24 protein-coding genes are annotated in these 26940 nt (G+C 39.4%); 5 read left to right on the forward strand and 19 right to left on the reverse strand.

Going from position 1 to position 26940, the window contains the following annotated elements; genetic code table 11:
• Nucleotides 1-81: 81 nt before the first annotated feature.
• Nucleotides 82-2529 carry an acyl-CoA dehydrogenase FadE gene (gene fadE, locus GNP81_RS11990; protein WP_155673335.1) on the forward strand — a complete coding sequence of 816 codons (2448 nt, stop codon included), beginning with the start codon at nucleotides 82-84 and terminating at the stop codon, nucleotides 2527-2529.
• A 68-nt stretch (nucleotides 2530-2597) separates the two neighbouring features.
• Here the strand turns inward: fadE and GNP81_RS11995 are convergent, their stop codons facing one another.
• The 3 genes from GNP81_RS11995 to dnaQ form a co-directional block, all read right to left on the reverse strand.
• Nucleotides 2598-2771 (reverse strand): hypothetical protein, encoded by a 174-nt coding sequence (locus tag GNP81_RS11995; RefSeq protein ID WP_155673336.1) that lies wholly within the window; start codon nucleotides 2769-2771, stop codon nucleotides 2598-2600.
• Between the two features lie 172 nt (nucleotides 2772-2943).
• Nucleotides 2944-4206: a TIGR03503 family protein gene (locus GNP81_RS12000; RefSeq protein WP_011262412.1), complete on the reverse strand. Its 1263-nt coding sequence runs from the start codon at nucleotides 4204-4206 to the stop codon at nucleotides 2944-2946.
• A 10-nt stretch (nucleotides 4207-4216) separates the two neighbouring features.
• Nucleotides 4217-4948 (reverse strand): DNA polymerase III subunit epsilon, encoded by a 732-nt coding sequence (gene dnaQ, locus GNP81_RS12005; RefSeq protein ID WP_155669770.1) that lies wholly within the window; start codon nucleotides 4946-4948, stop codon nucleotides 4217-4219.
• Between the two features lie 37 nt (nucleotides 4949-4985).
• On the opposite strand from dnaQ, the gene rnhA reads away from it, so the two are divergent.
• Nucleotides 4986-5459 (forward strand): ribonuclease HI, encoded by a 474-nt coding sequence (rnhA, locus tag GNP81_RS12010; protein ID WP_081248912.1) that lies wholly within the window; start codon nucleotides 4986-4988, stop codon nucleotides 5457-5459.
• Here the strand turns inward: rnhA and GNP81_RS12015 are convergent.
• Nucleotides 5456-6196, reverse strand: a complete 741-nt coding sequence (locus GNP81_RS12015; RefSeq protein ID WP_336495506.1) for a methyltransferase domain-containing protein — start codon at nucleotides 6194-6196, stop codon at nucleotides 5456-5458. The two genes, rnhA and GNP81_RS12015, sit on opposite strands and share 4 nt — an antisense overlap.
• A gap of 50 nt (nucleotides 6197-6246) precedes the next feature.
• Here GNP81_RS12015 and gloB point away from each other — a divergent pair, with 50 nt between their 5' ends.
• From gloB to GNP81_RS12030, 3 genes are all read left to right on the forward strand, one after another.
• The gene (gene gloB, locus GNP81_RS12020; RefSeq protein ID WP_155669776.1) at nucleotides 6247-7005 is read left to right on the forward strand and encodes a hydroxyacylglutathione hydrolase; all 759 of its coding nucleotides are present in this window, start codon (nucleotides 6247-6249) and stop codon (nucleotides 7003-7005) included.
• A 91-nt stretch (nucleotides 7006-7096) separates the two neighbouring features.
• Complete coding sequence (locus GNP81_RS12025; protein WP_155669778.1) at nucleotides 7097-8650, forward strand: lytic transglycosylase; 1554 nt, start codon at nucleotides 7097-7099, stop codon at nucleotides 8648-8650.
• A complete protein-coding gene (locus GNP81_RS12030) occupies nucleotides 8647-9339 on the forward strand; it encodes a YIP1 family protein (protein WP_155669780.1) in 693 nt (230 codons plus the stop codon). The genes GNP81_RS12025 and GNP81_RS12030 overlap by 4 nt, the downstream gene beginning before the upstream one ends.
• Here the strand turns inward: GNP81_RS12030 and GNP81_RS12035 are convergent.
• The 15 genes from GNP81_RS12035 to ispC form a co-directional block, all read right to left on the reverse strand.
• Entirely contained in the window at nucleotides 9320-10186 is an 867-nt protein-coding gene (locus GNP81_RS12035; protein WP_155673337.1) for an endonuclease/exonuclease/phosphatase family protein, read from the reverse strand. The genes GNP81_RS12030 and GNP81_RS12035 overlap by 20 nt on opposite strands.
• Before the next feature lie 117 nt (nucleotides 10187-10303).
• Nucleotides 10304-10642, reverse strand: a complete 339-nt coding sequence (gene glnB, locus GNP81_RS12040; protein WP_005420517.1) for a nitrogen regulatory protein P-II — start codon at nucleotides 10640-10642, stop codon at nucleotides 10304-10306.
• Nucleotides 10643-10783: 141 nt separating this feature from the next.
• Nucleotides 10784-11095, reverse strand: a complete 312-nt coding sequence (locus GNP81_RS12045) for a c-type cytochrome (RefSeq protein WP_005420520.1) — start codon at nucleotides 11093-11095, stop codon at nucleotides 10784-10786.
• Nucleotides 11096-11146: 51 nt separating this feature from the next.
• Nucleotides 11147-12517, reverse strand: coding sequence for a tRNA lysidine(34) synthetase TilS (gene tilS / locus GNP81_RS12050; protein WP_336495504.1), 1371 nt, complete (start codon nucleotides 12515-12517; stop codon nucleotides 11147-11149).
• Between the two features lie 70 nt (nucleotides 12518-12587).
• The gene (accA, locus tag GNP81_RS12055) at nucleotides 12588-13547 is read right to left on the reverse strand and encodes an acetyl-CoA carboxylase carboxyl transferase subunit alpha (RefSeq protein WP_011262422.1); all 960 of its coding nucleotides are present in this window, start codon (nucleotides 13545-13547) and stop codon (nucleotides 12588-12590) included.
• A 51-nt stretch (nucleotides 13548-13598) separates the two neighbouring features.
• On the reverse strand, nucleotides 13599-17078 hold the full coding sequence (gene dnaE / locus GNP81_RS12060) for a DNA polymerase III subunit alpha (RefSeq protein ID WP_155669784.1): 3480 nt from the start codon (nucleotides 17076-17078) through the stop codon (nucleotides 13599-13601).
• Nucleotides 17078-17701, reverse strand: a complete 624-nt coding sequence (gene rnhB, locus GNP81_RS12065; protein ID WP_155673338.1) for a ribonuclease HII — start codon at nucleotides 17699-17701, stop codon at nucleotides 17078-17080. Before rnhB ends, dnaE begins: the two co-directional genes overlap by 1 nt.
• 4 nt (nucleotides 17702-17705) lie before the next feature.
• Nucleotides 17706-18857 carry a lipid-A-disaccharide synthase gene (gene lpxB, locus GNP81_RS12070; protein WP_155673339.1) on the reverse strand — a complete coding sequence of 384 codons (1152 nt, stop codon included), beginning with the start codon at nucleotides 18855-18857 and terminating at the stop codon, nucleotides 17706-17708.
• Between the two features lie 68 nt (nucleotides 18858-18925).
• On the reverse strand, nucleotides 18926-19714 hold the full coding sequence (gene lpxA, locus GNP81_RS12075; protein ID WP_005420540.1) for an acyl-ACP--UDP-N-acetylglucosamine O-acyltransferase: 789 nt from the start codon (nucleotides 19712-19714) through the stop codon (nucleotides 18926-18928).
• A gap of 2 nt (nucleotides 19715-19716) precedes the next feature.
• Entirely contained in the window at nucleotides 19717-20169 is a 453-nt protein-coding gene (fabZ, locus tag GNP81_RS12080) for a 3-hydroxyacyl-ACP dehydratase FabZ (RefSeq protein ID WP_005420541.1), read from the reverse strand.
• Between the two features lie 127 nt (nucleotides 20170-20296).
• A complete protein-coding gene (gene lpxD / locus GNP81_RS12085; RefSeq protein ID WP_155673340.1) occupies nucleotides 20297-21316 on the reverse strand; it encodes a UDP-3-O-(3-hydroxymyristoyl)glucosamine N-acyltransferase in 1020 nt (339 codons plus the stop codon).
• Nucleotides 21317-21324: 8 nt separating this feature from the next.
• Nucleotides 21325-21840: an OmpH family outer membrane protein gene (locus GNP81_RS12090; RefSeq protein ID WP_011262427.1), complete on the reverse strand. Its 516-nt coding sequence runs from the start codon at nucleotides 21838-21840 to the stop codon at nucleotides 21325-21327.
• A gap of 74 nt (nucleotides 21841-21914) precedes the next feature.
• Entirely contained in the window at nucleotides 21915-24344 is a 2430-nt protein-coding gene (bamA, locus tag GNP81_RS12095) for an outer membrane protein assembly factor BamA (RefSeq protein WP_155669790.1), read from the reverse strand.
• A gap of 29 nt (nucleotides 24345-24373) precedes the next feature.
• Entirely contained in the window at nucleotides 24374-25732 is a 1359-nt protein-coding gene (gene rseP, locus GNP81_RS12100) for a sigma E protease regulator RseP (RefSeq protein WP_155673341.1), read from the reverse strand.
• Between the two features lie 2 nt (nucleotides 25733-25734).
• Nucleotides 25735-26937 (reverse strand): 1-deoxy-D-xylulose-5-phosphate reductoisomerase, encoded by a 1203-nt coding sequence (ispC, locus tag GNP81_RS12105; protein ID WP_155669794.1) that lies wholly within the window; start codon nucleotides 26935-26937, stop codon nucleotides 25735-25737.
• Between the last annotated feature and the right edge of the window lie 3 nt (nucleotides 26938-26940).

The raw sequence follows: 26940 nt of genomic DNA on the forward strand, positions 1-26940 counted from the left end.
TACCTAGATAATAAATTTACGACATGTAATCGTAATACCTCTGTTCCTACAAACAGAGCAGCGCCGGAAAAGGAGAATCACATGGCCCTGACACTATTAGCAACTGTAATTGCACTTGCTGCATTAAGCTATCATCGACAATCTTTGAAAACCTCAACCTTGGTTATTGCAGGTATTCTTGCCATTAGCTCTGGGTTAGGTTACGCAGGTTTTATTTCTTGGGCTGTCTTTTTATTGGTCTCAGTTCCACTAAATATTCCTTCAATTCGACAATCTCTATTCAGTAATAAAGCACTTTCGCTATTCAAAGGCGTTATGCCTGAAATGTCACAAACCGAAAAAGATGCTATTGAAGCCGGTACAGTTTGGTGGGAAGCCGAATTATTTAAAGGCAACCCTGATTGGAAATTTCTTCATGGTATCCCTAAAAATACGCTATCAGATGAAGAACAAGCTTTTATGGATGGTCCAGTAACAGAGGTCTGCCGTATGGTTAATGACTATGAAGTCACCCATGAGCTTGCCGATCTTCCACCAGAAGTATGGCAATACCTAAAAGATCATAAGTTCTTCGCTATGATCATTAAAAAGAAATACGGTGGATTAGAATTTTCTGCCTATGCTCAATCTTGCGTACTTCAAAAATTAACCAGCGTATCTGGTGTACTCTCTATCACTGTTGGTGTACCTAATTCATTAGGTCCTGGTGAGTTATTACAACATTACGGTACAGATGAACAAAAAAACTATTATTTACCTCGTCTAGCTGAAGGTAAAGAGATCCCATGTTTTGCACTAACAAGCCCAGAAGCGGGGTCTGATGCAGGTTCAATTCCTGACTATGGTGTTGTGACTAAAGGTATGTGGGAAGGTGAAGAAGTCGTTGGTATGCGTATTACTTGGAACAAACGCTATATCACACTCGCACCTGTCGCTACCGTTTTAGGCTTAGCTTTCAAACTTCAAGATCCAGATGGTTTGCTTGGTGACAAAAAAGATCTTGGTATTACTTGTGCTCTTATCCCAACAGATTTAGATGGCGTTAAGATTGGCCGTCGTCATTTCCCATTAAACGTACCATTCCAAAATGGTCCAACTCAGGGTAACGATCTATTTGTTCCACTAGATTACATTATTGGTGGAGAAAAAATGGCAGGACATGGTTGGCGTATGCTTGTGGAATGCTTGTCGGTTGGTCGTGGTATTACACTGCCATCTAATGCCACAGGTGGAGCGAAAACAGCAGCACTTGCAACAGGAGCTTACGCTCGCATTCGTCGTCAATTTAAGCTTCCTATTGGTAAAATGGAAGGTATTGAAGAACCATTAGCACGTATGGCTGGTAATGCTTACATGATGGACGCTGCGAGTAACTTAACCGTTGCAGGTATTGTTCAAGGCGAAAAACCATCAGTTATCTCTGCAATTGTGAAATACCACTGTACACATCGAGCTCAGCGTGTCGCTATTGATGGAATGGATATTTCAGGTGGTAAAGGGATCTGTTTAGGTAATTCCAACTTCTTAGCTCGAGGCTATCAAGGTTCACCGATCGCTGTCACGGTTGAGGGGGCAAACATTCTCACTCGTTCAATGATCATTTATGGCCAAGGAGCTATTCGTTGTCACCCTTATGTTCTTGCTGAAATGGACGCCGCTTATCTCGATGATAAAAAAGCATCATTAGAACAATTCGATTCCGCAGTCTTTGGACATATTGGTTTTGGTATCAGTAATTTCGTTCGCAGTTTCTGGCTTGGCTTAACGGATGGTTATGGCTCGAAAACACCATTTAATGATGAAACCAAACGTTATTACCAACAAGTAAACCGATACAGTACAAACCTTGCTTTATTGTCTGATATTTCAATGGCTGTATTAGGAGGAAGTTTAAAACGTCGTGAACGTATGTCTGCACGTCTTGGGGATGTATTAAGTCAACTTTATTTAACAACATCAACCTTAAAACGTTTTGATGATGATGGTCGTCAAAAAGAAGATTTAGCTCTGGTTCATTGGAGCGTTCAAGATTCTCTACATCAAGCAGAACAAGCGATTGATGGATTACTGTCTAACTTTCCAAATCGATTTGTTGCTGGTGCGATGCGCTTTATTCTATTACCAACCGGACTTCGTCGTCAGAAACCAAGCGACAAACTTGACCATAAATTAGCGCGTATTCTTCAAGAACCGTCAGGCGTTCGTAGTCGAATTGGTCGAGGGTTATTCTTGGAGGCAAGTCGCTTTAACCCTGTAGGAAAAATGGAAGAAGCATTAATTGATATTTTAACTGCTGAACCAATTTATGACCGCGTATGCAAAGAGTCTAAGCAACGTTTACCATTTATGCAGCTTGATCGCGTGGCGAAAGTTGGATTAGAACTCAATATAATTTCTGACAAAGAAGCGCTGTTATTACGTAAAGCAGAGAAAAGTCGATTAGCAACCATCAACGTTGATGACTTTGACCCAAGCGAACTTATCGTAAAACCACAAAACCACAGTGTTGAGCACAGTAAAATCGCATAACCCTTAAAATCAAAAAAGACCAGAGTAACTAACATTACTCTGGCCTTTTTCATAATGTCTCTATCTTATTAAGGTAAAGACATTACTAATTTTAAATAAATTATTTCTTCAAGTGATAAGCAATCAATGGTTTTATTGCATGAACCTAATGCTTCTGCAGCGTTAATTAGTGTTCGCTCATTGTTGTCTGCTTCTAACGCTTGCTTAAATGCAGCTTCTAACTTCGACTTACATGTAATCAAAACATACCTCACTTAATTGAAGCGAGGAGTATAAATAAGCTACACTGATAATTCAAATTTTATAAAAAAGCAAACGTTAACTTTGGGCTAAATGTAACAAAACACTACAAAAGACAACGTATTAATGAGAAAAACCGCAAAAACTGCGGTTTTAATCTTAACTAACGTGATTTTATACTTTTGGCGGCGGTGGCATGGATAACTTTTCTGCTTTTGGCGCTGCATCTTTTACCGCTTTTGTTACCTTGATTTTTTTCCAAGCTAAAATCCCGGCAAAAATAAGTACTATAATCAATAAATTACCAGCAACAACATAAATCCAGAACCACTTACGAGCCTCTGCTCGCTCTTCTATTATTCTTTGCTGCTCTTCAAGTTTTTTCTTCTCAGCGGCTGCTTTTAGTCTCGCTTCATGTGCAGCTTTTAAATCAATCGGTTCAGTAACACCATAATTATGAGTTCCTAAATTAAATTGCAGTGGTCTATCTGTTGCCATATCCGTTGCATACACCCATCCAAACCATGAGTTTTTACCCGGTAAATAACTATTTGGTAAATCAAAATACAATTTAGTTTCGTCTTTTTCTGACTGAGCTTGAGTAATCGTTACTCTTTCTTTTGGATCAACTTGTTCAATATGAGCCGCAAGTGAACCTGCTTTTATTGCGCCAGCTTCCGTATCTATAGTCATTGTATGTTTACGGTTTTCATTACGTGCTTGCGTAAAGCTTGCACGAATAGGCGCTGGGTATACCAATACATCTTGCTCAACGGTTCTTAAGAAAACACCGTTACGAGATTGAATGCGAACCCAATATTTTCCTGGTTTAATATTAACTGGTAAGTTAACCGTAAACACACCATCGCCAGCAACTTCATCCAAGCCTTCACCATCATCCTCAAACGTTCCTAGAACTTCAGGTAGTGGGCGCGCTTCTTTTACTAACTCTTTTTCATTGGCAAGATAAGGCGTAAACGTCACATTTAATTTAATACGATTTAAAAAATCTCTTAAAACTAATGGCTTTCCATCTTGCTCTAAACGTGCAGTAAACTTAAGCGTTTCAGATTGGTACAATTTCTTTGGTAAGGTATCAACGCTTAACGTTAAGTTAGATAAAATCTTCACTTTATTTTCAGGAGTGATCTTCCCTATTGCTTGCCATGGTCCAGGCATTGGGTTTTCAATAGAAATAATATCCATGCCATTTTCTTCATACCAAGCGACATTCTTAGGATGTTCCCAAGCATAATATTTGGTGCCATCAGGGCGCACAAGTGTGACAGCTTGAGATGCTTTCTCACGATAAACTAAAAAAGAAACTTGTTTAATCGTAGGATCAACACGAAAACGGTTATCCAACCAAGACATCTCCGTACTTTTAGCCCAAGAAACCATAGGGACAAAAAGTGCAATTATCAATAACCGCCACATACTCAAACTCCTAACTGCGCCACAAACAGGCATCACCAACAATATCTAAACGCTTTTCATGCGCTTCTAATTCATCGGCCGTTGCACGCAAAACCTTTAACCCTTTTCTTCCAGAATTCAATCTTTTAATGGTTTCTTCTTCTGAATCAGATGAATTATCCCCTGATGAGAAACTCAAACTTGTTTGTCCACCGGTCATTAACAGGTAAACGTCAGCTAGGATCTCCGCATCGAGTAAAGCGCCGTGAAGGGTACGGTGGGAATTATCAATACCATAGCGTTCACACAAGACATCTAGGTTATTACGTTTACCTGGAAATATCTTTTTCGCCATGGCCAAGGTATCGGTAATTTTACAATACTGATCCGTGGTACCAATTAACTTATTGAGCTTACTGAATTCATAATCCATAAAGCCGACATCGAAGGGCGCGTTATGAGCGACTAATTCAGCCCCTTTGATAAACTCAAGGAATTCATCATGAATGTCTTTATATTCGGGTTTATCATATAAGAATTCGTCGGTAATACCGTGAACATCAATCGCCTCTAAATCGATTAATCGATCTGGCTTAATGTACACATGGAAGTGATTACCGGTTAATTTACGGTTAATGATCTCTACGGCACCGATCTCAACGATACGGTGACCTTCATAAACAGGACCACCGGAGAAGTTCATACCTGTGGTTTCTGTATCGAGAACTATAATTCGATTCGAAGAATTGTTGCTAGCATTCATAGGTTCATTTGTGTCAGACTATTTCTAAATTCCTCTAATGATAACAGAGATAATGAAACAGGTTGAAATTTTCACAGATGGTTCTTGTTTAGGTAACCCAGGTCCAGGCGGTTATGGCATTGTAATGCGCTATAAAGGGACAGAAAAAACATTTTCCGAAGGGTTTAATAAAACCACTAACAACCGTATGGAAATGTTAGCTGCGGTGGTTGCACTACGTAATCTAAAAGAGCCTTGCTCTGTAATACTAACGACTGACAGCCAGTATGTTCGTCAAGGGATCACTCAGTGGATTCACGGTTGGAAAAAAAGAGATTGGAAAAAAGCCGATAAAAAACCAGTAGTCAACGCCGATCTTTGGAAACAATTAGATGCTGAATCTGAGCGCCATAAAATTGATTGGCGCTGGGTAAAAGGTCACGCAGGTCATCGTGAAAACGAAATGTGTGATGAATTAGCAAGAACCGCAGCAGAAAATCCGACACAAGATGATACGGGTTATCCAGGTTAATCAGATCCCATTTTCCCTTGACGGGTTTGAGCCACAGAAATAGGAGCCAGCTTTGGCTTCTTTTTCCAAGCCGATTTTATAGGCCTTAATGGATATGTTCGTTTTCTCGCAACGATAAAGTAAATACCACTAATCGGCTTAACAGCATCACCACCTAGCCCTTCAAACCATGTCCACATCGTGCGATAACGTGTCAGTGGAGCTAAAGCAAAACAATCGCTATACACCACTTCAAAATTCAATACGCTCAACCAATCTTTTATTCGGTGAGGAGTAAACATACGTCCACTCCAAGGTAAATTATTTTTACGCCATGGAAATAAGCTTGCAAGCCCAATAGCACTCATTGGATTAAATCCCGTTAAAATAACGTAGCCATCACCAATAAGCACTCGATCTATTTCTCTGAGTAATTGATGAGGGTCTGATGAATAATCTAACTGATGAGCGAGAACACAAGCATCAATACTTTTCTCAAGAAACGGCAATTGAGGCAATTCTGCAGTAATATTTCTTAGCGAATTTTTGTTATCTAGGTTAACTTGGTGTTTAATATTACAAAAGCGACTATCTAACTCAGCACTCAGTCCACCAATTTTGAGCATATGGTAACCGAACAGTTTGGGACACCACTCATCCAAACGTGATTGAATAAGCTCACAAATCCACTCTCCATGAGGGATATCTTCCCATGAATGTGGTTTTTCAATTTTTTTATCAAGCAGTGCTGGCTTAATCAAGATCGTTACCTATACCATCGAATAATAAAAAGTTTGGAGAAATGTGAATGCTATCAGTAAAAAGCATACCTGCATTTAATGATAATTACATTTGGTTAATTCACAACAATCACAATCATTGTGTTGTTGTCGATCCCGGTGATGCAACCCCTGTTTTAGAGTGCATTAAAGAGCATGACTTTATTTTAGATGCAATTTTAATTACACACCACCACCACGACCATATCGGTGGCGTTCCTGAGTTGGTAAGACAGTTCCCTAACGTCAATGTTGTCGGTCCTGAAAATGAACCTATCCCTACCTTAACTCACCCCGTTGGGGATGGCGATTTTGTTGAGTTATTTGATGAGCAATTCATGGTATTAGGCGTACCTGGGCATACCAATGGTCATGTTGCTTATATTGGCGATGAAAAGCTTTTCTGTGGTGATGCTCTTTTTTCTGCCGGTTGCGGTCGATTATTCGAAGGCACTGCGGAACAAATGTTTAATTCATTACAAAAAATGGCCGCATTACCTGATGAAACTGAAGTCTACTGTGCACATGAATACACAGCATCAAACTTAGCATTTGCACTCGCTGTTGAGCCAGATAATGATTACCTATTGCGTTATAGAGAAAAAGTTCTTCATTTACGAGCTCATGGCAAATCGACTATACCATCGACTCTACAACGAGAAAAACTCATTAATCCTTTTTTAAGAACAAGTGAAGCGAATGTAAAGAAATCGGTAGCAAGTAAAGTGCAAGATAGTACCGAGGTTGAGATCTTTACCGCATTAAGAAGATGGAAGGACGAGTTTTAAGTATGAAACTTGTTTGATGTGTGGTTGCAAAGTATTATTCGCCTCCAAATAAAAATATTAATACGATTAAACACACTGAAGGCAATACATAATGAAACTGAAATTCCATTGGATTGGACTCGCATTATTAGCAGGCTGTCAAACGGCACCAACACCTGAAAAAACACAGCCTGATACTAACTCAGCAATCACCACGCCTTCAAAAACAGAGCCGAAAGCAGCAGAAGTTAAACCTGTTGAAAAACCGGCTCCTACCCCTCAAGAACAAGAAGATGTTTGGCAACGTATTGCTATGCAACTTGAAATGCCAATTCCAGATAATGAATCGGTTGATTACTACCGTAATTGGTATATCAAACATCCAAGCCACCTTCGTACCGTTGCAAAGCGAGCAAAGCCATTCTTATATATGATCACGGTTGAGATAGAAAAACGTGGTTTGCCTATGGAATTAGTTTTACTCCCTGTAGTAGAAAGTGCATTTGACCCGTTCGCCTACTCTCATGGTAGCGCAGCAGGTTTATGGCAATTTGTTCCAGGTACAGCTGATCGATTTAAACTAGAGAGAAACTGGTGGTATGACGGACGCCGTGATGTACCAGCGGCAACAACCGCAGCCTTAGATTACATGGAATATTTCGACAGTCGCTTTGATGGTAATTGGCAACATTCAATTGCCTCATACAACAGTGGTGCCGGCCGTGTGTCTCGTTCAATTAAAAAGAACCAAAGATTAGGTAAACCAACTGACTTTTTCTCTTTAGATCTTCCAAAAGAGACCAGTGGTTATGTTCCAAAACTGCTTGCCTTAGCTGATGTGATTAAGAACCACGAAAAATATGGCGTTGAACTACCACCAATTCCTAACAAGCCAGTTTTAGAAATGGTTGATCCTAAGCAACAATTAGATCTTGCCATTGCTGCAGAGTTTGCGGGCATTTCCATTACAGAATTACAAGGTTACAACCCAGCTTATAATCAATGGGCAACCTCTCCTGATGGCCCATACCACTTATTACTGCCAATCGAACATGTTGAACAATTTAATGCTAATTTGAAAAAGAATGCGAACAAAACAATGAAAGTGGTTCGCTATAAAGTTCAATCTGGCGATACCATCAGTCAATTAGCGGTTAAGCACAACACGACAACCAAGATTATTGAACAAACTAATGATCTAAATGGTGCAAACATTCGTGTTGGACAATATCTATTGATCCCAACGGCTTCTAAAGGCAATAAAACGTATGCGTTAAGTGCCCCGCAACGCTTGAAAAAAACGCAAGCAAAAGCGAAAGGTAAATACAAATTAACTCATAAAGTAAAAGACGGTGAAAGTCTATGGAGCATCGCTCGTGATAACAGCATCTCTTACCGTGACCTTGCTAAATGGAACGGCATGGCTCCAAAAGATTCATTACGTGTAGGCCAGAACCTAGTGATTTGGAAAAACAGCTCAGATGGTGCAATCATTCGAACTGTTCATTATCAAATCAGACAAGGTGATAACCTAAGCTCTATCGCACAGAAATTCAGTGTCGCTGTGACAGATATAATGAAATGGAATAACATCGAACGAGGCTCTTACATTAAGCCGGGACAAAAATTAAAACTTTACGTTGATGTTACTAAGGTAAACGTATGACACCTTCTTCAAATCCATTGATTTTATTGGTCGATATATTTCGATCACCTGCTGACTGCTTTGCTGCGCTATACGAGCGTGGCAAATGGGCATGGCTGCCTTATATTCTATTAATCTTTGCCCCATTTATGTTTTGGGGAACCTATTTCGATTTAGTGAATTTCGACTGGGTAACCACTAACTTGAGTGCTCAAATTGAGAGTATTGGTGGCCAAGTTCAACCTGAATGGCTAACAAAAGAGATATTACTAGCAGGCGAAGTAATCAATGATGTAACAGGCCGAACCGCTTCGATTCTGTTGCTTGCTTTATGGTTTAAGTTAGCAACAAAACAAAGCCAATATCAGCATGGTTATTTTAAATGGGTTGCAGCAAGTACCATTGTAATGTTCCCTGCCATTATTGGTGATATTGCCAGTTACGCAAGCTTACTGCTTAATCACGCAAATATCATGCCCTATGCGGCAGACTTGAATAGTTTGAATGGTCTAATGAAATTACCAATGACGGATCATTGGTCAGCTTACGCTAGCTCTTTCCCACTATTAATGCCTTGGTACATTGCTTTAAGCTATGCGGCTCTTGGGGCATGGACTGATTTAGACCGTTCTAAATCACTTATTATTGCCATCCTTCCTTGGATAACTTGTTTTACATTATGGGGCTTTATTACTGCTTTTTCAGGCTAAATATCGCTTGTAATGGATTATGATCAGAAGCGTGACTCTTTATCGAGCGCGCTTCTTTTATATCTAATCCTCGATAAAAAATATGATCTAATGCTAACCCTGTCATAAAGCGCATTCGCTCATCTGGCGAAAAAATCACTTCTTTCATATCCAGTTCTTCAACTTGCTTTCTTAATGTTGCTAAACGAGCTTCACTCCATGTATTAAAATCACCAGCAATGATCATAGGACCACTATGGCGACTCACCTCTTTAGACAAAGACGCTATCTGTTGCTGATAGTCTTCCGTTCCAATAGTGAAGTTAATTGCATGGATGTTAATCACCATTAATTCTTGCCCATTCGATAATAGGTATTCGGATAATAATGCGGATTTAGGTAATCTTAACCATGGTTCAACCGCTGTATGAGCGCACACTCTAAGTGCTTGTTCTTTAGCAAGGCTTAATACTCCTGCACTGGTATCAAACACATCAAAAGCACGAACTAATTCTGCCGAATAACGTTTATCAACCACAAATTCTTTTAGCTCAGTGGTTAAGCTAGCCTCTTGTAATAGCACTAAGTCGGTTTTATTCAACAATTCAATTAATGCTTTTTTCCATCCGTCATTTTGCTGCTTATATATGTTCCATACCAATACACTTAATTCTCCATTACGATCTAAAGGAGTCGAAGCTGGGAACGTCTCACAACCAGATTGATAAGTAGGCTGAGCAGATACTTGTGTTTGAGATAATTCAATAAACTCAGGAGATTTAGGCACCGTAAAAATGATGGCTTTTGCCACTAAAGCAGCAGTAACAACAAAAGCGATACCAGATAGAACAATCGTTTTCTTTTTCATAAACAAAAAAGGAGTGACTAATCACTCCTTCCTTCTATTAACACCAATACAATGACCGTATTTCAGCTCAATAATAAACAACAATCATCACGTTAGTATGAGTATAAATTGATACTATTAAATAGCATCTTCGTCTTCTTCGCCTGTACGAATACGAATAACACGGCTAACATCAGTAACAAAGATCTTACCATCACCAATCTTACCCGTTTGTGCCGTTTCAATGATAGCATCAATACATTGATCAACGACATCATCACTCACCACGATTTCTAATTTCACTTTTGGTAAGAAATCGACCATGTATTCAGCACCACGATACAATTCTGTATGACCTTTTTGGCGACCAAATCCCTTTACTTCAGATACTGTCATACCTGTAATGCCAACATCAGCAAGGCTTTCACGCACATCATCTAATTTAAATGGTTTAATGATGGCTTCGATCTTTTTCATATTAGTCCCTTAACATCAACATTGAATATATGGTCATTATCGTTGAGAGGCCACAAACATTCAATAATAAAAAAGCACCGCATACCAGCAGTGCTTTGATTTATGATTTGATTTTAAAATAAATAGTTAGCGAAATTGCTATTATTTCATCGTTGAATAATACGCAGCTAAATTTTCCATATCAGTATCACTTAACATCATCGACATTGGTTGCATAATTGCTGAGTTACCACCACTGCGTTCTTTATTTTTGTATGCTTTTAATGACGATACGATATATTGAGCATTCTGACCTTTCAGATTTGGATAACCCGGAATAACAGCAATTCCATTTGCTCCATGACATGATGCACAAATTGCTGATTTTGCTTTTCCTGCTGCTGCATCACCCGCTGCCAATGTCGGTGCTGAGGCCATTAATGCGATAACCGCTAATCCAATTATTTTTTTCATTCCATTGCTCCTTATAATTTTAAGTTATTGTGCCAAGCTCGTTTTGAATGTCTATTCTGATACAGGTTTATGCCAAAGTAGCTCACATTCTTGACCTGAAAATGCTTTACAAACAAACAATCCAGCAACGGCAGCTAATTCATCGTTATAAAACAACATAGGCAACCGAGAGCGTTGCCAAGTAGGTACTTCATACTCTTGATACAGTTTTTTCATTTTACGGCTATGTTGGCGTGTTTCTGGATGTGGTGTTAATCCAATAACATTAAAACGGATCTCAACTTTCTCATTAGGTAACGGAGCTCTTAAGAGCAAAGCTCTTTCCTCTTTAACTACACCAGATCTAATTCGTAATTCTATATCTCCAAGATGATCAGGTAGCGTTACTTTGTTCTCTAATACTTCTGCCCATAAAGAAAGATCTTGGTATTTAGGTACACAATAAATATACCCCTGATAACGTCGAATTTGTACATTTCCAAGCTCTAGACAAGGATTAGCATCCTGTTGAGCCATTGCTACTTCATTCCATAAAATATTAAGCTGAGATTGACTCGGAAGTGGGATACCAAACCGTTTTAACCACAAACGCATTAACATATTACGAGATGCAACTGATTCTGGTTCAATTTGCTTAATAGAAAGGCCTTGATATTCATTTTGAGATTGCTCTAATTTAGGCCGTAATAATTCAACTAGTAACGCTTCTTGCTCTGCACATAGTTGAGCACTACGAGAAACAGAAGAGGCAAAACTTGGCCAACGTTGAGCCAAAATTGGGGTAATTTCATGGCGTAAGAAATTTCGATCAAATCGAATATCGTTATTGCTTTCATCTTCAACCCAAACCAATTGATGCTGCTCTGCATAAGCCTTTATTTGCTGGCGAGAAGTAAACAATAATGGTCGACATTTATACCCTGTTTTAAGAGGGATAATAGATGGCATGGATGATAATCCAGCCGGACCACTACCTCGTTTAAGTGCTAAAAAAAACGTTTCTACTTGATCGTCTTGGTGCTGACCCGTAAGCAATAAACTATTCGCTCGCATATGTTTTTCTAACACATGGTAACGAGCTTTTCTTGCCACCTCTTCCAAACTTTCTTGTGGACTTACTTTTAAGTTGACTCGCTCAATACAAAGCGGAATACCTAACTCTTCACAATAAGAGGTACAACTCACTTCCCAATCACTAGCATGTTTACTTAATCCATGATTAACATGAACGGCCATGCATTTTAGCTGATGTGCCTTCGCATACATTGCAGCTAGACGCAGCAATACCATCGAATCAACACCACCACTTAATGCAACAACAATATGTGGTTTTTTAACGGAATAAGATGTTATTTGCTGCGAAAAATGAGAATAAAGCATATCAATTAAACCTAAGGTTTCTTCCAATAAAAAAGCGAGCACTCAGGCTCGCTTTCACTTTACTCTATCTTATTGGATTACGCGACTACTGTGCGCGAATCAATACATGCTATCAGCAGTAACCGTAGCTCATTAAGCGTTGGTAACGACGCTCAAGTAGAGCCTCATTATCAAATGCATCAAGCTCTTTTAACTGCTCAAGCAGACGCTGTTTAATGTTCTCAGCTGTCGCTTTATGATCACGATGTGCGCCACCTAAAGGCTCATCAATAATCGTATCAATCAGCTCAAGTTCTTTTAAGCGAGGTGCAACAAGACCCATAGCTTCTGCAGCTTGTGGCGCCTTATCTGAATCACGCCATAAGATTGAAGCACAACCTTCTGGAGAAATTACTGAATACGTTGAGTATTGAAGCATGTTCACGTAATCACCAACACCGATAGCTAATGCACCACCAGAACCACCTTCACCAACAACGTTACAGATAACTGGAACACTTAGTTCAGACATGATTTTTAGGTTCATAGCGATAGCTTCTGATTGGCCACGCTCTTCTGCACCAACACCAGGGTAAGCGCCTGCTGTATCAATAAACGTAATTACTGGCATATTAAAACGCTCAGCCATTTGCATTAAACGTTTCGCTTTACGGTAACCTTCAGGTTTTGGCATACCGAAATTACGTATTACTTTTTCTTTTGTACCACGACCTTTTTGATGACCAATAACCATTACAGGGCGACCATCTAAACGAGCAATACCACCAACTAATGCTTTATCATCAGCAAAAGCACGATCGCCTGCTAATTCATCAAACTCAGTAAACATATGCTCAATGTAATCAAGAACGTAAGGACGCTCAGGGTGACGAGCAAGTTGAGCAACTTCCCATGCACCTAAATCACTAAATGTTTTCTTTTTAAGCTCAAGGCATTTATCTTCTAATTGCTTTATCTCTTTTTCTAGATCAAGCGCATTTTCACCGCCACGACGAGAGATCTCACGTAACGCTTCTACTTTCGCTTCTAGTTCAGCAATTGGTTTTTCAAATTCAAGAAAATTCAGGCTCATCAAAGAATCCTTGTTAGTTTAAGAACACTCAAATTAGTGTTCTTCAATAATCTAGTTAAATTCAAGCTCGACTTGTTGTTCGCCAAGCAACGACTTTAAATCATCCATCAGTTGGTCGGTTGGCGTTACTCGCCATTCTGTCCCTAAGACCAACTTCACTCGAGCATCTGCTCGTTGATAATATACGTTGACCGGAACTGTCCCTGCCCGGTTAGGCTCTAGTATTTGACTAAAGCGCTCAAAAAATTGGTTATTAATTTGAGATTCGGTTACCGATACGGATAACCCACGTGCGTATTTTTCGCGCGCATCGCCCAATGACATCACTTCACGGGCAGACATTTTAAGCCCACCATTGAAATCATCAAAGCTGACCTGTCCAGAAACGAGGACTATTTTATCAGTTTCTAGTAAATCTGCGTATCGATCAAGTGCATCTGAGAACAACATCACTTCCATTCGGCCAGATCTGTCGTCTAACGTCATTAAACCAATTCGAGTACCTCGTTTGGTTGTCATCACTCTAGCAGCTATCACTAAGCCTGCAACTGTTACTGTTTGATCTCGTCGAGTTACGTGAGCATCGTTCAAACGCCATGTCGTATATCGAGACAACTCTTTAATATAGGCATTAACTGGATGACCTGTTAAATAAAGCCCTAATGTTTCTCTTTCCCCTTCTAGCCATACTTTCTCTGGCCATTTAGGAACATGAATATACGCTTGTTCTACTTCTTCAGGTGCTTGAGTTAATACACCAAACATATCAGATTGACCAAAAGACTCAGCCTGATGGTGTTGACCCGCCGCTTTCATCGCATCGTCTAATGATGCCATTAACGCAGCTCGGTGTGGCCCTAGTCTATCTAATGCACCAGCGCGGATCAGTTTTTCAACCACACGTTTATTGGTTTTCTTAGTATCGATACGAGCACAGAAATCAAATAAGTCTCTAAAGTGACCACCTTTATTTCTTGCTTCAATAATATTTTCAATTGGGCCTTCACCAACGCCTTTAATCGCACCGATGCCGTAAACAATCGCGCCTTTTTCATTAACATTAAAGCGATATAAGCCAGAGTTAACATCCGGTGGTAATACCGTTAACTTCATACGGAAACATTCATCAACGAGACCAATGATCTTATCGGTATTATCCATATCTGCCGTCATTACCGCAGCCATAAACTCAGCTGGATAATGTGTTTTTAACCATAATGTTTGATAAGAAACTAAAGCATAAGCCGCTGAGTGAGATTTGTTAAAACCATAGCCTGCGAATTTTTCCACCAAGTCGAAGATTTTCATCGACAATTCGCCATCTACACCGTTTTTCTCAGCACCTTCTTTAAACGTACCACGCTGCTTAGCCATCTCTTCAGGTTTTTTCTTACCCATTGCACGACGAAGCATATCTGCCCCACCTAGCGTATAACCCGCTAAGATCTGTGCAATCTGCATAACTTGTTCTTGATACAAGATAATGCCGTAAGTCGGTTCTAACGTCTCTTTTAACGATTCGTGTTGCCATGTCGCATCAGGGTAAGATACCTCTTCTCGACCATGTTTACGGTCAATGAAGTTATCTACCATGCCTGATTGAAGCGGGCCCGGACGGAAAAGAGCTACCAGTGCGATAATATCTTCAAAACAGTCCGGTTGAAGACGTTTAATCAGATCTTTCATACCTCGAGATTCCAATTGGAATACCGCGGTAGTTTCTGAATTTTGTAATAAATTAAATGATGCTTGATCATCTAAAGGTATCGATTCAATTCGAACTGGATCTTTACCTTCTTTTTCAAGACGAGGATTAACTAACCCTAAGGCCCAATCGATGATGGTTAATGTTCTCAACCCTAAGAAGTCAAACTTGACTAGACCAGCGGTTTCAACGTCGTTTTTATCAAATTGAGTTACTGGAAAATGACCATCCGCATCGCAATACAAAGGGGCAAAATCTGTGATTGTCGTTGGTGATATTACAACACCACCAGCGTGCTTACCTGCATTTCGAGTACAACCTTCAAGAATACGACACATGTCGATCAGAGCTTTTACTTCCTCATCTGCATTATACAGTTCTGGAAGTTGAGGCTCGGCTTCAAATGCTTTAGCAAGTGTCATACCTGGATCGGATGGAACTAACTTCGAAATGCGATCAACAAAGCCGTAAGGATGTCCAAGAACTCGCCCTACATCGCGAATTACCGCCTTTGCCGCCATGGTACCAAAGGTAATAATTTGAGAAACCGCATCACGACCATACATTTCAGCTACGTGTTCAATAACCTGATCTCGTTTATCCATACAAAAATCGATATCGAAATCGGGCATAGATACACGTTCTGGGTTCAAGAAACGTTCAAAAAGAAGATCATATTCAAGAGGATCAAGGTCTGTGATGTCTAATGCATAAGCAACAAGAGAACCGGCACCTGAACCACGACCAGGACCTACAGGGATCGCATTATCTTTTGACCATTGAATGAACTCCATTACGATCAAGAAGTAACCAGGGAATCCCATCTGGTTAATTACATCTAACTCAATCTGTAGACGTTCGTCGTATTCAGGTCGACGTTCTAAACGAACTTTTTCATCAGGAAATAAAAACGCTAAACGTCTTTCTAAACCTTCTTGAGACTTCTTAACAAGAAAATCTTCAATCTTCATCCCTTCAGTTGGGAAATTAGGTAAGAAGTATTCCCCCAAGCGTACCGTTACATTACAACGCTTTGCAATTTCAACACTGTTCTCTAATGCCTCTGGAATGTCTGAAAATAACTCACACATTTCCTCTTCTGAACGTAAGTATTGTTGGTCACTGTATAACTTAGGACGTCGTGGATCTTCTAAGGTAAAGCCATCATGGATCGCGACACGAATTTCATGAGCATCAAAATCTTCAGCTTTAATAAAACGAACATCATTGGTTGCAACAACAGGTAAGTTTTCTTTTTCAGCTAATTCAACCGCAAAATGAAGATAACTCTCTTCATCTGCTCGACCTGTACGCGTTAATTCTAAATAATAATGTTCAGGGAAATGCGTTTGATAAAATTCAACACACTCATTAACAAGTTCTTTATTCCCTTTTAATAACGCTTTACCAACATCACCACTTTTGCCACCAGAAAGTAAGATTAACCCTTCTTTATGATTAACTAACCACTCTTTGTCCATTACCGGAGTGTGTTGAACATGGCCACGTTGATAGGCTTCAGAGATCAATAATGTTAGATTTTTATAGCCTTCATTATTTTTTGCAAGTACGGTTAAATTAAATAATTCATTGCCAAACTCTGGGGATTGGACTTTAAAGTCCGCACCAATAATCGGTTTGATTCCAGCACCATGAGCAGCAAAATAATACTTAACTAAACCGCATAAATTGGTAAAGTCAGTCAATGCCATTGCAGGCATTCCAAGCTCACCGACTTTTTTTACCAATGGTGGAACTTTAGATAAGCCATCCACCATTGAGAAGTCACTATGAACTCTTAAATGAACGAATTTAGGTTCAGACATTATTCAATCCCTAAAACGCGTTTTACGGGTTTAAAACTTCGGCGATGTTCAGAAATAACACCGTGCTCTTCAATTGCTTCGAAGTGTGCCTTTGTTGGGTAGCCCTTGTGCTTTGCAAAACCATATTGAGGATAAGCTTTATCTAGCTCCTCCATCTCTCTATCACGAGTAACCTTTGCAATAATGGACGCGGCACTGATCTCTTGGACGCGTAAATCCCCTTTCACTACCGCAAGCCCTGCCATTGGTAATTCAGGTACTTTATTACCATCAATTAATGCAAAATCAGGAGTAATATTAAGACCTGCAATCGCTCTTTGCATAGCCACCATAGTAGCTTGAAGAATATTTAATTCATCAATTTCATGAGCTTCGCAACGACCTAATGACCACGCTAGTGCTTTTTCTTGAATTTCAGGAAATAACAACTCACGCTTTTTATCTGTTAATTTTTTAGAATCGGTTAACCCTTCAATCGGGTTATTGGGATCCAAAATAACCGCAGCGGTAACAACGGCTCCTACTAAAGGGCCACGACCAACTTCATCAACTCCAGCGAAAAGTTGATATCCTTCTGGATACTCAAACGGCGGTAATTCTTTTGATTCTGTTTTTTTTATCATGTGGTTATTCTGCTGTTTCTTTATTAATTAGTCGTAATACGGCATTGGCAGCTTGTTTATCTGCATCTTTTCTAATCCATTGATGCATTTCGGTAAATTTTTCAATTAATTCACGATTATCATTATCTAATACTTTTTCCATTGCAGGATAAAGAAAATCTGGATGACACTCTTCTTGAATAAACTCTTGAACTAACTCTTTTCCTGCCAATACATTAGGAAGCGAAACAAATTCAGTAATCGACAGTTTTTGAGCTATCCATCCCGTAAGCTTATTCACTTGATAACCCACGACCATTGGGCGCTTCACCAACATACACTCTAAGGCAACCGTACCAGAAGCAAGTAATACAGCATCGGCTGCTGTCATCACATTTCGAGCTGTATCTTGAATAATAACAAAATCAAGTTCTGGTGCCGTTTCTTTCCAAATGGTTTCAAATTGCTCACGACGTTTTTCATTTACCGCTGCAACAACAAACCCCATATTTGGATGTTGTTTATGAATACGTTGACAAGTTTCAATAAAAGGTTTTGCTATTAATGCTACTTCACCGCCACGACTTCCTGGTAATACTGCAAGCCATTTGCGATCTTGCTCTAAACCAAGTAATTCACGAGCAGCAAATTTATCGGTCTCCATAGGAATGGCATCAGCTAATGTATGACCAATAAACTCACAAGCTACATTGTATTTATCATAAAATGCTTTTTCAAAAGGCAAAAAGGCTAATACAAGATCCGTAGCAGCATCAATTTTAAAAATACGCTTTGGTCGCCATGCCCATACTGATGGACTAACGTAATGAACCGTTTTAATACCGTTATCTTTTAGTGTTTTTTCAAGACGAAGGTTAAAATCAGGGGCATCAATACCAATGAATACGTCCGGTGGGTTTTGAGTGAAGTAACGTACTAATTCCGCCTTTACCTTCAATAAACGAGGTAAGCGACCAAGCACTTCGACCAATCCCATTACGGCTAACTCTTCCATATCAAATAAAGAATCACAGCCCTGAGCTATCATCTTAGGTCCACCGATCCCAACGAACTCTGCATCTGGATATTGTGCTTTAATTGACTTAATAAAGCCTTCACCTAGAGTATCTCCAGATAACTCACCTGCAACAATTCCGATTCGTAATGGTTTGGTCATACTTACTCCAAATAAAAAAGGCCTACATGAATAGGCCTTATATACTTTAACTGTTTTTAATGCCGTTATTAACGAATAATACCGCGCGTTGATTTCTCAAACAAATCTAAGAAGCCTTGAAGAACAGGAAACGCTTCAATTTCTTTGTTTATTTCAACTTTTGCTTCTTCTAGCGTGTTACCGTTACGGTAAAGCGCTTTATAAGCACGACGAATTGCATGGATTTCAGCTTTTTCAAAACCACGACGTTTTAGACCTTCGATATTAATACCAAACGGTTTACAGTGGTTACCTTGTGCCATCACAAATGGTGGTACATCTTGAACAACAACTGAAGCACCGCCGATAAAGCTGTGAGCACCTACCGTACAGAACTGATGAACAGGTGACAATGCAGAAACAATAGCAAAATCTTCAACGGTTACATGACCCGCTAGTGTCGCGTTGTTACCCATAATGATGTTATCACCAACAACACAATCATGTGCAATATGTACATTAACACAAAGTAAATTATCACTACCTACTGTAGTTACACCACGATCTTGAACAGTACCACGGTGAATTTGCACACTTTCACGAATCACATTACGGTCACCAATAACAACCGTTGTTGCTTCGCCGCCATATTTCTTATCTTGACTTTCTTCACCGATAATTGCAAAAGCAAAAATACGGTTATCTTTACCAATCGTAGTGTCACCTTTGATAACAACATGTGACATCACTTCCGTACCTTCGCCAATCGTTACATTACCAGAAATGTAGGTAAATGGACCAACAGATACATTAGCTTCAATCGTTACGTTGCCTTCAATAACAGCTGATGGGTGAATCTTAGCAGTTTCATGAATCATAATTAAAACTCTCGTCTTGCACACTTAAGCTCAGCAGAACATACAACTTCGCCATCTACTTTAGCTACGCCATTAAATAGTGCGATACCACGACGATCTTTAATAAATTCAACTTCAAGAACCAGTTGATCACCAGGTACTACTGGTTTACGGAATTTTGCTTTATCGATACTTGCAAAGTAGTACAGTTCATTCTCAGCAGGAGCTCCGAATGATTTAAATGCCAATAAGCCTGTTGCTTGAGCCATTGCTTCAAGAATTAATACGCCAGGGAAAATTGGCATCTGTGGGAAGTGACCTGTAAATTGAGGTTCATTTACAGACACATTCTTGATCGCGTGTAAGTATTTCTCTTCTTCGAAATCAGTTACTCGGTCAACCAGTAAAAATGGGTAACGATGAGGTAGTAACTCTTGGATTTCAGTAATATTTAATGTTTTATTTTCACGAGTCAAAATAGTATTCCTGTAAAACAATATCGTATCTGAGCAATAGTGTAGCTCAAATAGAGTAATAATAGATAGAAAAAGGTCTGCAAAATGCAGACCAATACTTATTTATTAGAATGTAGTGAAGTTAATACTAATCGACTAACTTTTTCTCAACTGCTTTTAATCGCTTGTTCATTTCATCAATCTTATGAACTCGTGCAGCTGTTTTACGCCATTCTTTATTGGTTTGCAGTGGGATGCCTGATGAGTACATACCTTTCTCACCAATCGCTCGCATTACCATGCCCATACCTGTGATAGTAACACCATCAGTAATTTCGATATGACCATTAATTACAGAGCCACCACCAATAATACAGTGCTTACCAATTTTAGTACTGCCTGCAACTATAGTACCACCAGCCATTGCTGAACCAGATCCGATTTGTACGTTATGCGCAATTTGAATTTGGTTATCGATGATAACATTGCTTTCAATAACGGTGTCATCAATAGCACCACGATCAATCGTCGTATTTGCACCAATCTCAACATTATCGCCAATAATTACAGAACCTAACTGTGGGATCTTAACCCAAGTACCGCGATCATTAGCATAGCCAAAGCCGTCAGAACCAATAACTGTACCAGATTGAACAAGGCAAGCTTCACCAATTTCAACACGGTGATAAACAGATACATTTGCCCATAATTTAGTATTTTTACCGATTTTTGCTTCTTTACCGATAAAACAACCAGCACCAATTATTGCACCATCAGCAATAACCGCTTTTGATTCAATAACCGCATTATGACCAATAGCAACACCTTCACCAATAATTGCATCATCAGCAATATAAGCAGAAGGTGCAATATCACTAGCAGGAGCAGGTGTTGTGTCCAATGCTTGTGCTGCTAGTGCAAAGCCTAAATATGGGTCTCGCATTATTAGAGCATTAGATTGACAGAATTCCACATCTGCTTCTTTAACAATAACAGCAGAAGCTTGGCACTCACCTAAATGTTTACGATACTTAGCATCAGAAAGGAAAGTAATGTCCCCTTCCTTTGCCTTGCTCATCGAAGCGATTGAGTGAACCACAACATTACCATCACCATGGACTGTTGCATCTAATTTTTCTGCCAATTCAGCAAGCGTAATACGAGACATATTCAACCTTATTTAATTGCTTTAATAACTTTTTCTGATAGGTTGTCTTCTGGTTTAGCCCAAAGCAATGTTGCAGCATCAACAACCATATCGTAGCCTTCTTTATTTGCTACTTTCTCTACAGTTTGTTGTACTTGCATAATTAACTTTTGACGCTCTTCACCTTGACGACGACGGTTATCTTCATCTAAAGCTTGTGCTTTTAGTTTGTAATCAGACTGAAGTGAAGCGATTTCACGCTCAAGCTTCGTTTTACCCGATGCACCTAATAACTCACCATCGCGTTTGATAGTTTCAACTTTATCTTTAATTTTTGATTCTAAACCACGTAACTCATCAATACGATCTTTAAATTCAGCACGAAGCTTTTCTGAAATAGCTTCACGTTGTGGCATTTGCTGAACAATTTGAGCCATGTTTACATAACCAACTTTGGTTGCTGCTTCTGCTGCATTAGCAAAAAAAGAACCACTTACCAGAACTGCGCCTAAAGCGGCTACTTTCACTAATTTTTTCAAAATCATATCCTTACTTAACTATTATCGTATATAAACCAATACAGTTTACATTAACACTTTTCTATTAGAGCTATCAATGCTTAGAAAGTTCGACCAATGGTGAAACTGAAGAATTCTTCATCATCACCTTCATAAATTTTCACTGGTTTCGCAATTGAGAATACTAATGGTCCCATTGGGGACATCCATTGCACAGCTGCACCATATGATGAACGGAAGTTTGATGGGTCAGAGTAATCATAGTAGTACTGAGCTCCATCCATTCCAGGCTTAGGTTCTTTATAATCAAATTCAGTATCCCAAACACTTGCCATATCAAAGAAAACACTAGTTCGAATTTGATTTCGAGTCTCTTCACTTGCAAATGGTGTTGGAACGATTAACTCAATACTTGCTAGTGCTGTTGCGTTACCGCCGACAGAATCATCAGTTGCCGCATAAGAAGTATTGTTACCTATACCACCATTTGAACCTTGTGCATAAACCGCTTTTGGACCCGCAGAGTTTGAGCCAAAACCACGTAACGTAGTAAAGCCACCAGCATAGAAGTTTTCATAGAATGGATACAGGTTATCATTACCATCAGTTTGACCATAACCATTACCATAACCAGCCTTACCACGCATTAATAAAGCAAACTCATGCTTTTTAGTTAATGGGAAGTACTGTCGAACTTCATATTGTGCTTTAAAGAACTGTGAATCAGAATTTGGTGTTGTGATTTTATACGACGCACGTTGGTAGTTACCCGCTGTTGGGAAATACCCTTTATTTAAGTTATTACGCGTCCATGACAAGGTGACATCAAAATCACTAACAATTAAGGTTTGATCACCACTATCATATGCATCACCTACAGATTGTAGATACTGTTCAATCTGTACATAACCCTCTAAGTTTGAAATTTTATTGTGAGTATAACCCACTCCAATTTCAAAATAGTTCAATTCATCAAATGGGAAACCCCAAGTTAAACTACCACCATAGCTTTGGTTGGTGTAGTCAACAATACCAGCGTCTGATGCTTCAAACTCATTATAGAAGATCTTACCACCTAGACTGACACCATCAAGGTTCCAGTATGGATCACGGTAGTCTAAACTAATGTTCTTTTGATAATCGTTCATCATCGCATTAATACCAACACGATTACCTGAACCAATAAAGTTATCTTGTTGTAAGCCCACTTGGAAACTTATGCCTGACTCCGTACCATAACCGACACCAAAGTTAACACTACCAGAGTTCGCTTCTTTTACAGAATAAACTAAATCAACTTCATCATCAGAGCCGGGTACACGAACAGTTTGGACATCAACAGTTTCAAAGAAACCCAAACGATTTAGACGGTTTTTACCTGTCTCAATTGACTTAGAATTTAACCACGCGCCTTCCATTTGACGCATTTCACGACGTAATACTTCATCTTTTGTCGATGTGTTACCAACAAATCGGATATCACGAACGTACATACGATTACCTGCTTCAACATTGATGACTAATGACACCGTTTGGTTTTCATCATCAAATTCAGGCATGGTACGAACTTGAGGATAAGCGTAACCCGCTTCACCTAAAATACGCTTTATGTTTTCTTCTAAACTCGTTACCGCAGAGCCGTTGTAAACTTCACCATTTTCAAACGGGATCAGTTTTTTAAACTCTTCTTCTTTTCCAATTAATTCACCTTGGAATTTAACACCGCTGACAGTGTAAGGTTCGCCTTCATCAATAGTTAAAGCGATATACACACCTTTTTTGTCAGGTGAAATAGATACTTGAGTTGAATCAACTTGGAATTTTAAATAACCGCGATCAAGATAATATGAACGTAATGCTTCGATATCACCAGCAAGGACTTGTTTTTGATACTTTTCATCAGCTAAGAAGTTCCACCAAGCAACATCAACATTTAAGTTAAAACGGCTTAATAGTTGCTCATCAGTAAAAACTTCATTTCCAATAAAGTTAATTTGTTGGATCTTTGCCGACACACCTTCGGTGAACACGAATTTAAGGTCTGCACGATTACGAGGAAGTGGCGTTACAACCGCATGTACAGTCGCGTTGTATTTACCCACGCTGTAATAGAAATCTTCTAGCCCTTTTTCAATATTACTTAAGGTTGTTCTATCTAGCGCTTCACCAACTCGAATAGAAGAAGCCTCTAGATTTTGCTGCATCTGCTCTTCTTTGATCGCTTTATTACCAGAGAAAGAGATATTTGCAATCGTTGGACGTTCAGTTACCTTGATAAGTAATGCATTACCATCACGGAACACTTTTACATCTTCAAAGTTGCCAGATGCAAAAAGAGCCTGAATAACCTGAGCTACATCTTGTTGGCTCATCGTATCACCAACACGAACAGGTGTTTTAAGTAGTGCAGCACCTAATGCAACACGCTGTAATCCCTCAAAGCGTATGTCATCAATAACAAATGTTTCTGCACTGTGCGCTGCAACACTGCCAAACAGCAGTGAGGCAATCAACAATTTTTTCATCGCCATAATACGTCTAATAATTCCCTTGCTACTACTTAAAGGCGCATAAAGTCGTTAAATAAAGCTATCGCCATCAATGACATGATCATTGCTGTTCCTACTTTATAACCAATTTCTTGAACTCGTTCCGATACTGGCTTACGCGTAATCCCTTCAATAGCAAAGAAGAGTAAATGCCCGCCATCCAATACAGGAAGAGGTAATAAGTTAATAATGCCTAAGTTAACACTGATTAACGCTAAAAATCCTAAAAATGAGACTAAACCATATTCAGCAGTCGTACCAGCTCCTTTTGCAATAGAGATAGGACCACTCAAGTTATTCAGTGCAACATCACCAGTAAAAAGTTTCTTTGTCATGGTGAGGGTTAAATCAATAATATCGCCTGTTTTTGCTAATGCTTTTTCAAACGCGACAATTGGGCCATACTGTTTTTCATAACGGTAGCCTTCTGGCCACTCTTGATATACAGGAGAAACACCTGCAAATCCGATAACTTTGCCATCTGCAATTTCTTTACTATCTGGTATTAATACCAAATCAACAGTTTGACCTTCACGAGAGATAACCAAATCAACCGCTTTACTCGGATTACTTTGTATAACATCAACCATTTCTTGCCATTTCGTTAATGCATTACCATTAACTGAAACTAAACGGTCACCAACTAATAAACCCGACTTTTCAGCGGCGCTGTTACTACTAACATTTGCAACATCAAGAGTTAAAGCTGGACGATAAGGAAAAAAGCCTAACGATAATAGTGGTGAATCTTTTTCTGGGTCAAAATTCCATTGGGATAAATCCAAACGCTTCGTTACTTCAACACCAATATTATTCTCATCACTATAAGTCACAGTCATAGAATCATCACCAATGTGTGACACTATCGCCATGCTTACGGCTTCCCAATCGGATGTTTGGATTCCTGAAATGGCTTTTAGTTCAACGCCAGCTTCAATTCCTGCTTGAGAAAAAATAGAACCATCTTCAACTTGGCCTACAACTGGTTTTAATGCGGTTACGCCGATCATAAAAGCAAGCCAGCATGCAAATACAGCAAATAGGAAATTCGCTATTGGACCAGCAGCAACAATCGCACTGCGCTGCCATAATGGGCGATTATTAAATGCTCTTTCTTTTTGCTCTTCTGGAACTTCATCAACACGCTCATCTAACATTTTTACGTATCCACCAAGTGGGATCATAGAAATATTATATTCAGTGCCATCTTTGCCTTTTTTGCTCCAAAGAGATTTGCCAAAACCAATTGAAAATTTCTCAACAATAACACCACAACGGCGTGCTACCCAGAAATGGCCAAATTCATGTACTGCAACAAGAATACCCAGTGCAATAATGAATGATGCTAAATTCCATAAAAGTTCTGACATAATTAAACCTTATTAATTGCCTCATCGGCATAACGACGCGCCATTCTATCTAGGTCAATCAGGCTTTCCAAGCTATCTAGCTCAAGGTTTTGGAAGTTTGCACACACTTTATGCAAAACAGCCTCATTAATTCGAGCGATATCTGTAAATTTTATTTTATTGTCTAAAAAGGCAGCAACCGCTTGCTCGTTCGCGGCATTTAGTCCAGTCGTTGCATGTTGACCTAAATAACACGCATCAATCGCTAATTTCAAACAAGGGTAGCGAGAAAAGTCAGGAGCTATAAACGTAAACTCTCCAACTTTAGTAAAATCTAAAGGCTCAACTCCGGCATTGACTCTTTTTGGGTAAGACATGGTACAGGCGATTGGCGTTCTCATATCCGGTAACCCCATTTGTGCCAACACAGAGCCGTCTTTATATTGGACCATTGAATGAATTACTGATTGTGGATGAATAACAACCTTTAATTGCTCTTTACTCGCATTGAATAACCAACGAGCTTCAATATATTCAAGACCTTTGTTCATCATCGTCGCTGAATCGACAGAGATCTTTGGTCCCATAGACCAATTAGGGTGAGCAATTGCCATTTCAGGCGTTACTGCTTCAAGCTCTGATACATTGGTATAACGAAAAGGACCACCAGAACCAGTTAATAAAATAGAGCTAACACCGTGCTCCTCTAAATCACAACGCCCTAAATTGGTTTGAATTGATTGCGGTAAACACTGAAAAATAGCGTTATGCTCACTATCCACTGGCAATAATTCAGCACCGTACTTTTCTACAGCATCAATAAATAACTGCCCTGACATCACTAAAGCTTCTTTATTAGCAAGCAAAATACGTTTGCCAGCTTTAACTGCCGACATAGTAGGTAGAAGCCCTGCAGCCCCTACAATTGCAGCCATTACAGTATCAACTTCGTCAAGTTGCGCAATATGACATAAACCGTCTTCACCTGAGAATACTTCAGCATTAATCGCATGAGCTGTTAATCGCTCTTTTAACGCATCAGCAGCAGTTTGACTTGCCATTGCTACATATTTTGGTTTCCATTCAAGGCATAAATCCAACATTTTATCGACATTAGTACCTGCGCCTAATGCTACAACTTCAAATTGATCGGAGTTTTGTTTTGCGACTGATAGTGTGCTACTACCAATAGAGCCTGTCGCTCCTAAAATGGTTAACTTGCGCATAAT

This window comes from Aliivibrio fischeri, from assembly GCF_009727955.1.
Taxonomy (GTDB): Bacteria; Pseudomonadota; Gammaproteobacteria; order Enterobacterales; family Vibrionaceae; genus Aliivibrio; species Aliivibrio fischeri_A.

Bases quoted from the DNA above. Each gene is read 5' to 3' on its own strand.
- fadE (WP_155673335.1), top strand. From the start codon at position 82: ATGGCCCTGACACTATTAGCAACTGTAATTGCACTTGCTGCATTAAGC.
- GNP81_RS12000 (WP_011262412.1), bottom strand. From the start codon at position 4,206: ATGTGGCGGTTATTGATAATTGCACTTTTTGTCCCTATGGTTTCTTGG.
- dnaQ (WP_155669770.1), bottom strand. From the start codon at position 4,948: ATGAATGCTAGCAACAATTCTTCGAATCGAATTATAGTTCTCGATACA.
- rnhA (WP_081248912.1), top strand. From the start codon at position 4,986: ATGATAACAGAGATAATGAAACAGGTTGAAATTTTCACAGATGGTTCT.
- gloB (WP_155669776.1), top strand. From the start codon at position 6,247: ATGCTATCAGTAAAAAGCATACCTGCATTTAATGATAATTACATTTGG.
- GNP81_RS12025 (WP_155669778.1), top strand. From the start codon at position 7,097: ATGAAACTGAAATTCCATTGGATTGGACTCGCATTATTAGCAGGCTGT.
- GNP81_RS12030 (WP_155669780.1), top strand. From the start codon at position 8,647: ATGACACCTTCTTCAAATCCATTGATTTTATTGGTCGATATATTTCGA.
- GNP81_RS12035 (WP_155673337.1), bottom strand. From the start codon at position 10,186: ATGAAAAAGAAAACGATTGTTCTATCTGGTATCGCTTTTGTTGTTACT.
- glnB (WP_005420517.1), bottom strand. From the start codon at position 10,642: ATGAAAAAGATCGAAGCCATCATTAAACCATTTAAATTAGATGATGTG.
- GNP81_RS12045 (WP_005420520.1), bottom strand. From the start codon at position 11,095: ATGAAAAAAATAATTGGATTAGCGGTTATCGCATTAATGGCCTCAGCA.
- accA (WP_011262422.1), bottom strand. From the start codon at position 13,547: ATGAGCCTGAATTTTCTTGAATTTGAAAAACCAATTGCTGAACTAGAA.
- dnaE (WP_155669784.1), bottom strand. From the start codon at position 17,078: ATGTCTGAACCTAAATTCGTTCATTTAAGAGTTCATAGTGACTTCTCA.
- rnhB (WP_155673338.1), bottom strand. From the start codon at position 17,701: ATGATAAAAAAAACAGAATCAAAAGAATTACCGCCGTTTGAGTATCCA.
- lpxB (WP_155673339.1), bottom strand. From the start codon at position 18,857: ATGACCAAACCATTACGAATCGGAATTGTTGCAGGTGAGTTATCTGGA.
- lpxA (WP_005420540.1), bottom strand. From the start codon at position 19,714: ATGATTCATGAAACTGCTAAGATTCACCCATCAGCTGTTATTGAAGGC.
- lpxD (WP_155673340.1), bottom strand. From the start codon at position 21,316: ATGTCTCGTATTACGCTTGCTGAATTGGCAGAAAAATTAGATGCAACA.
- GNP81_RS12090 (WP_011262427.1), bottom strand. From the start codon at position 21,840: ATGATTTTGAAAAAATTAGTGAAAGTAGCCGCTTTAGGCGCAGTTCTG.
- bamA (WP_155669790.1), bottom strand. From the start codon at position 24,344: ATGGCGATGAAAAAATTGTTGATTGCCTCACTGCTGTTTGGCAGTGTT.
- rseP (WP_155673341.1), bottom strand. From the start codon at position 25,732: ATGTCAGAACTTTTATGGAATTTAGCATCATTCATTATTGCACTGGGT.
- ispC (WP_155669794.1), bottom strand. From the start codon at position 26,937: ATGCGCAAGTTAACCATTTTAGGAGCGACAGGCTCTATTGGTAGTAGC.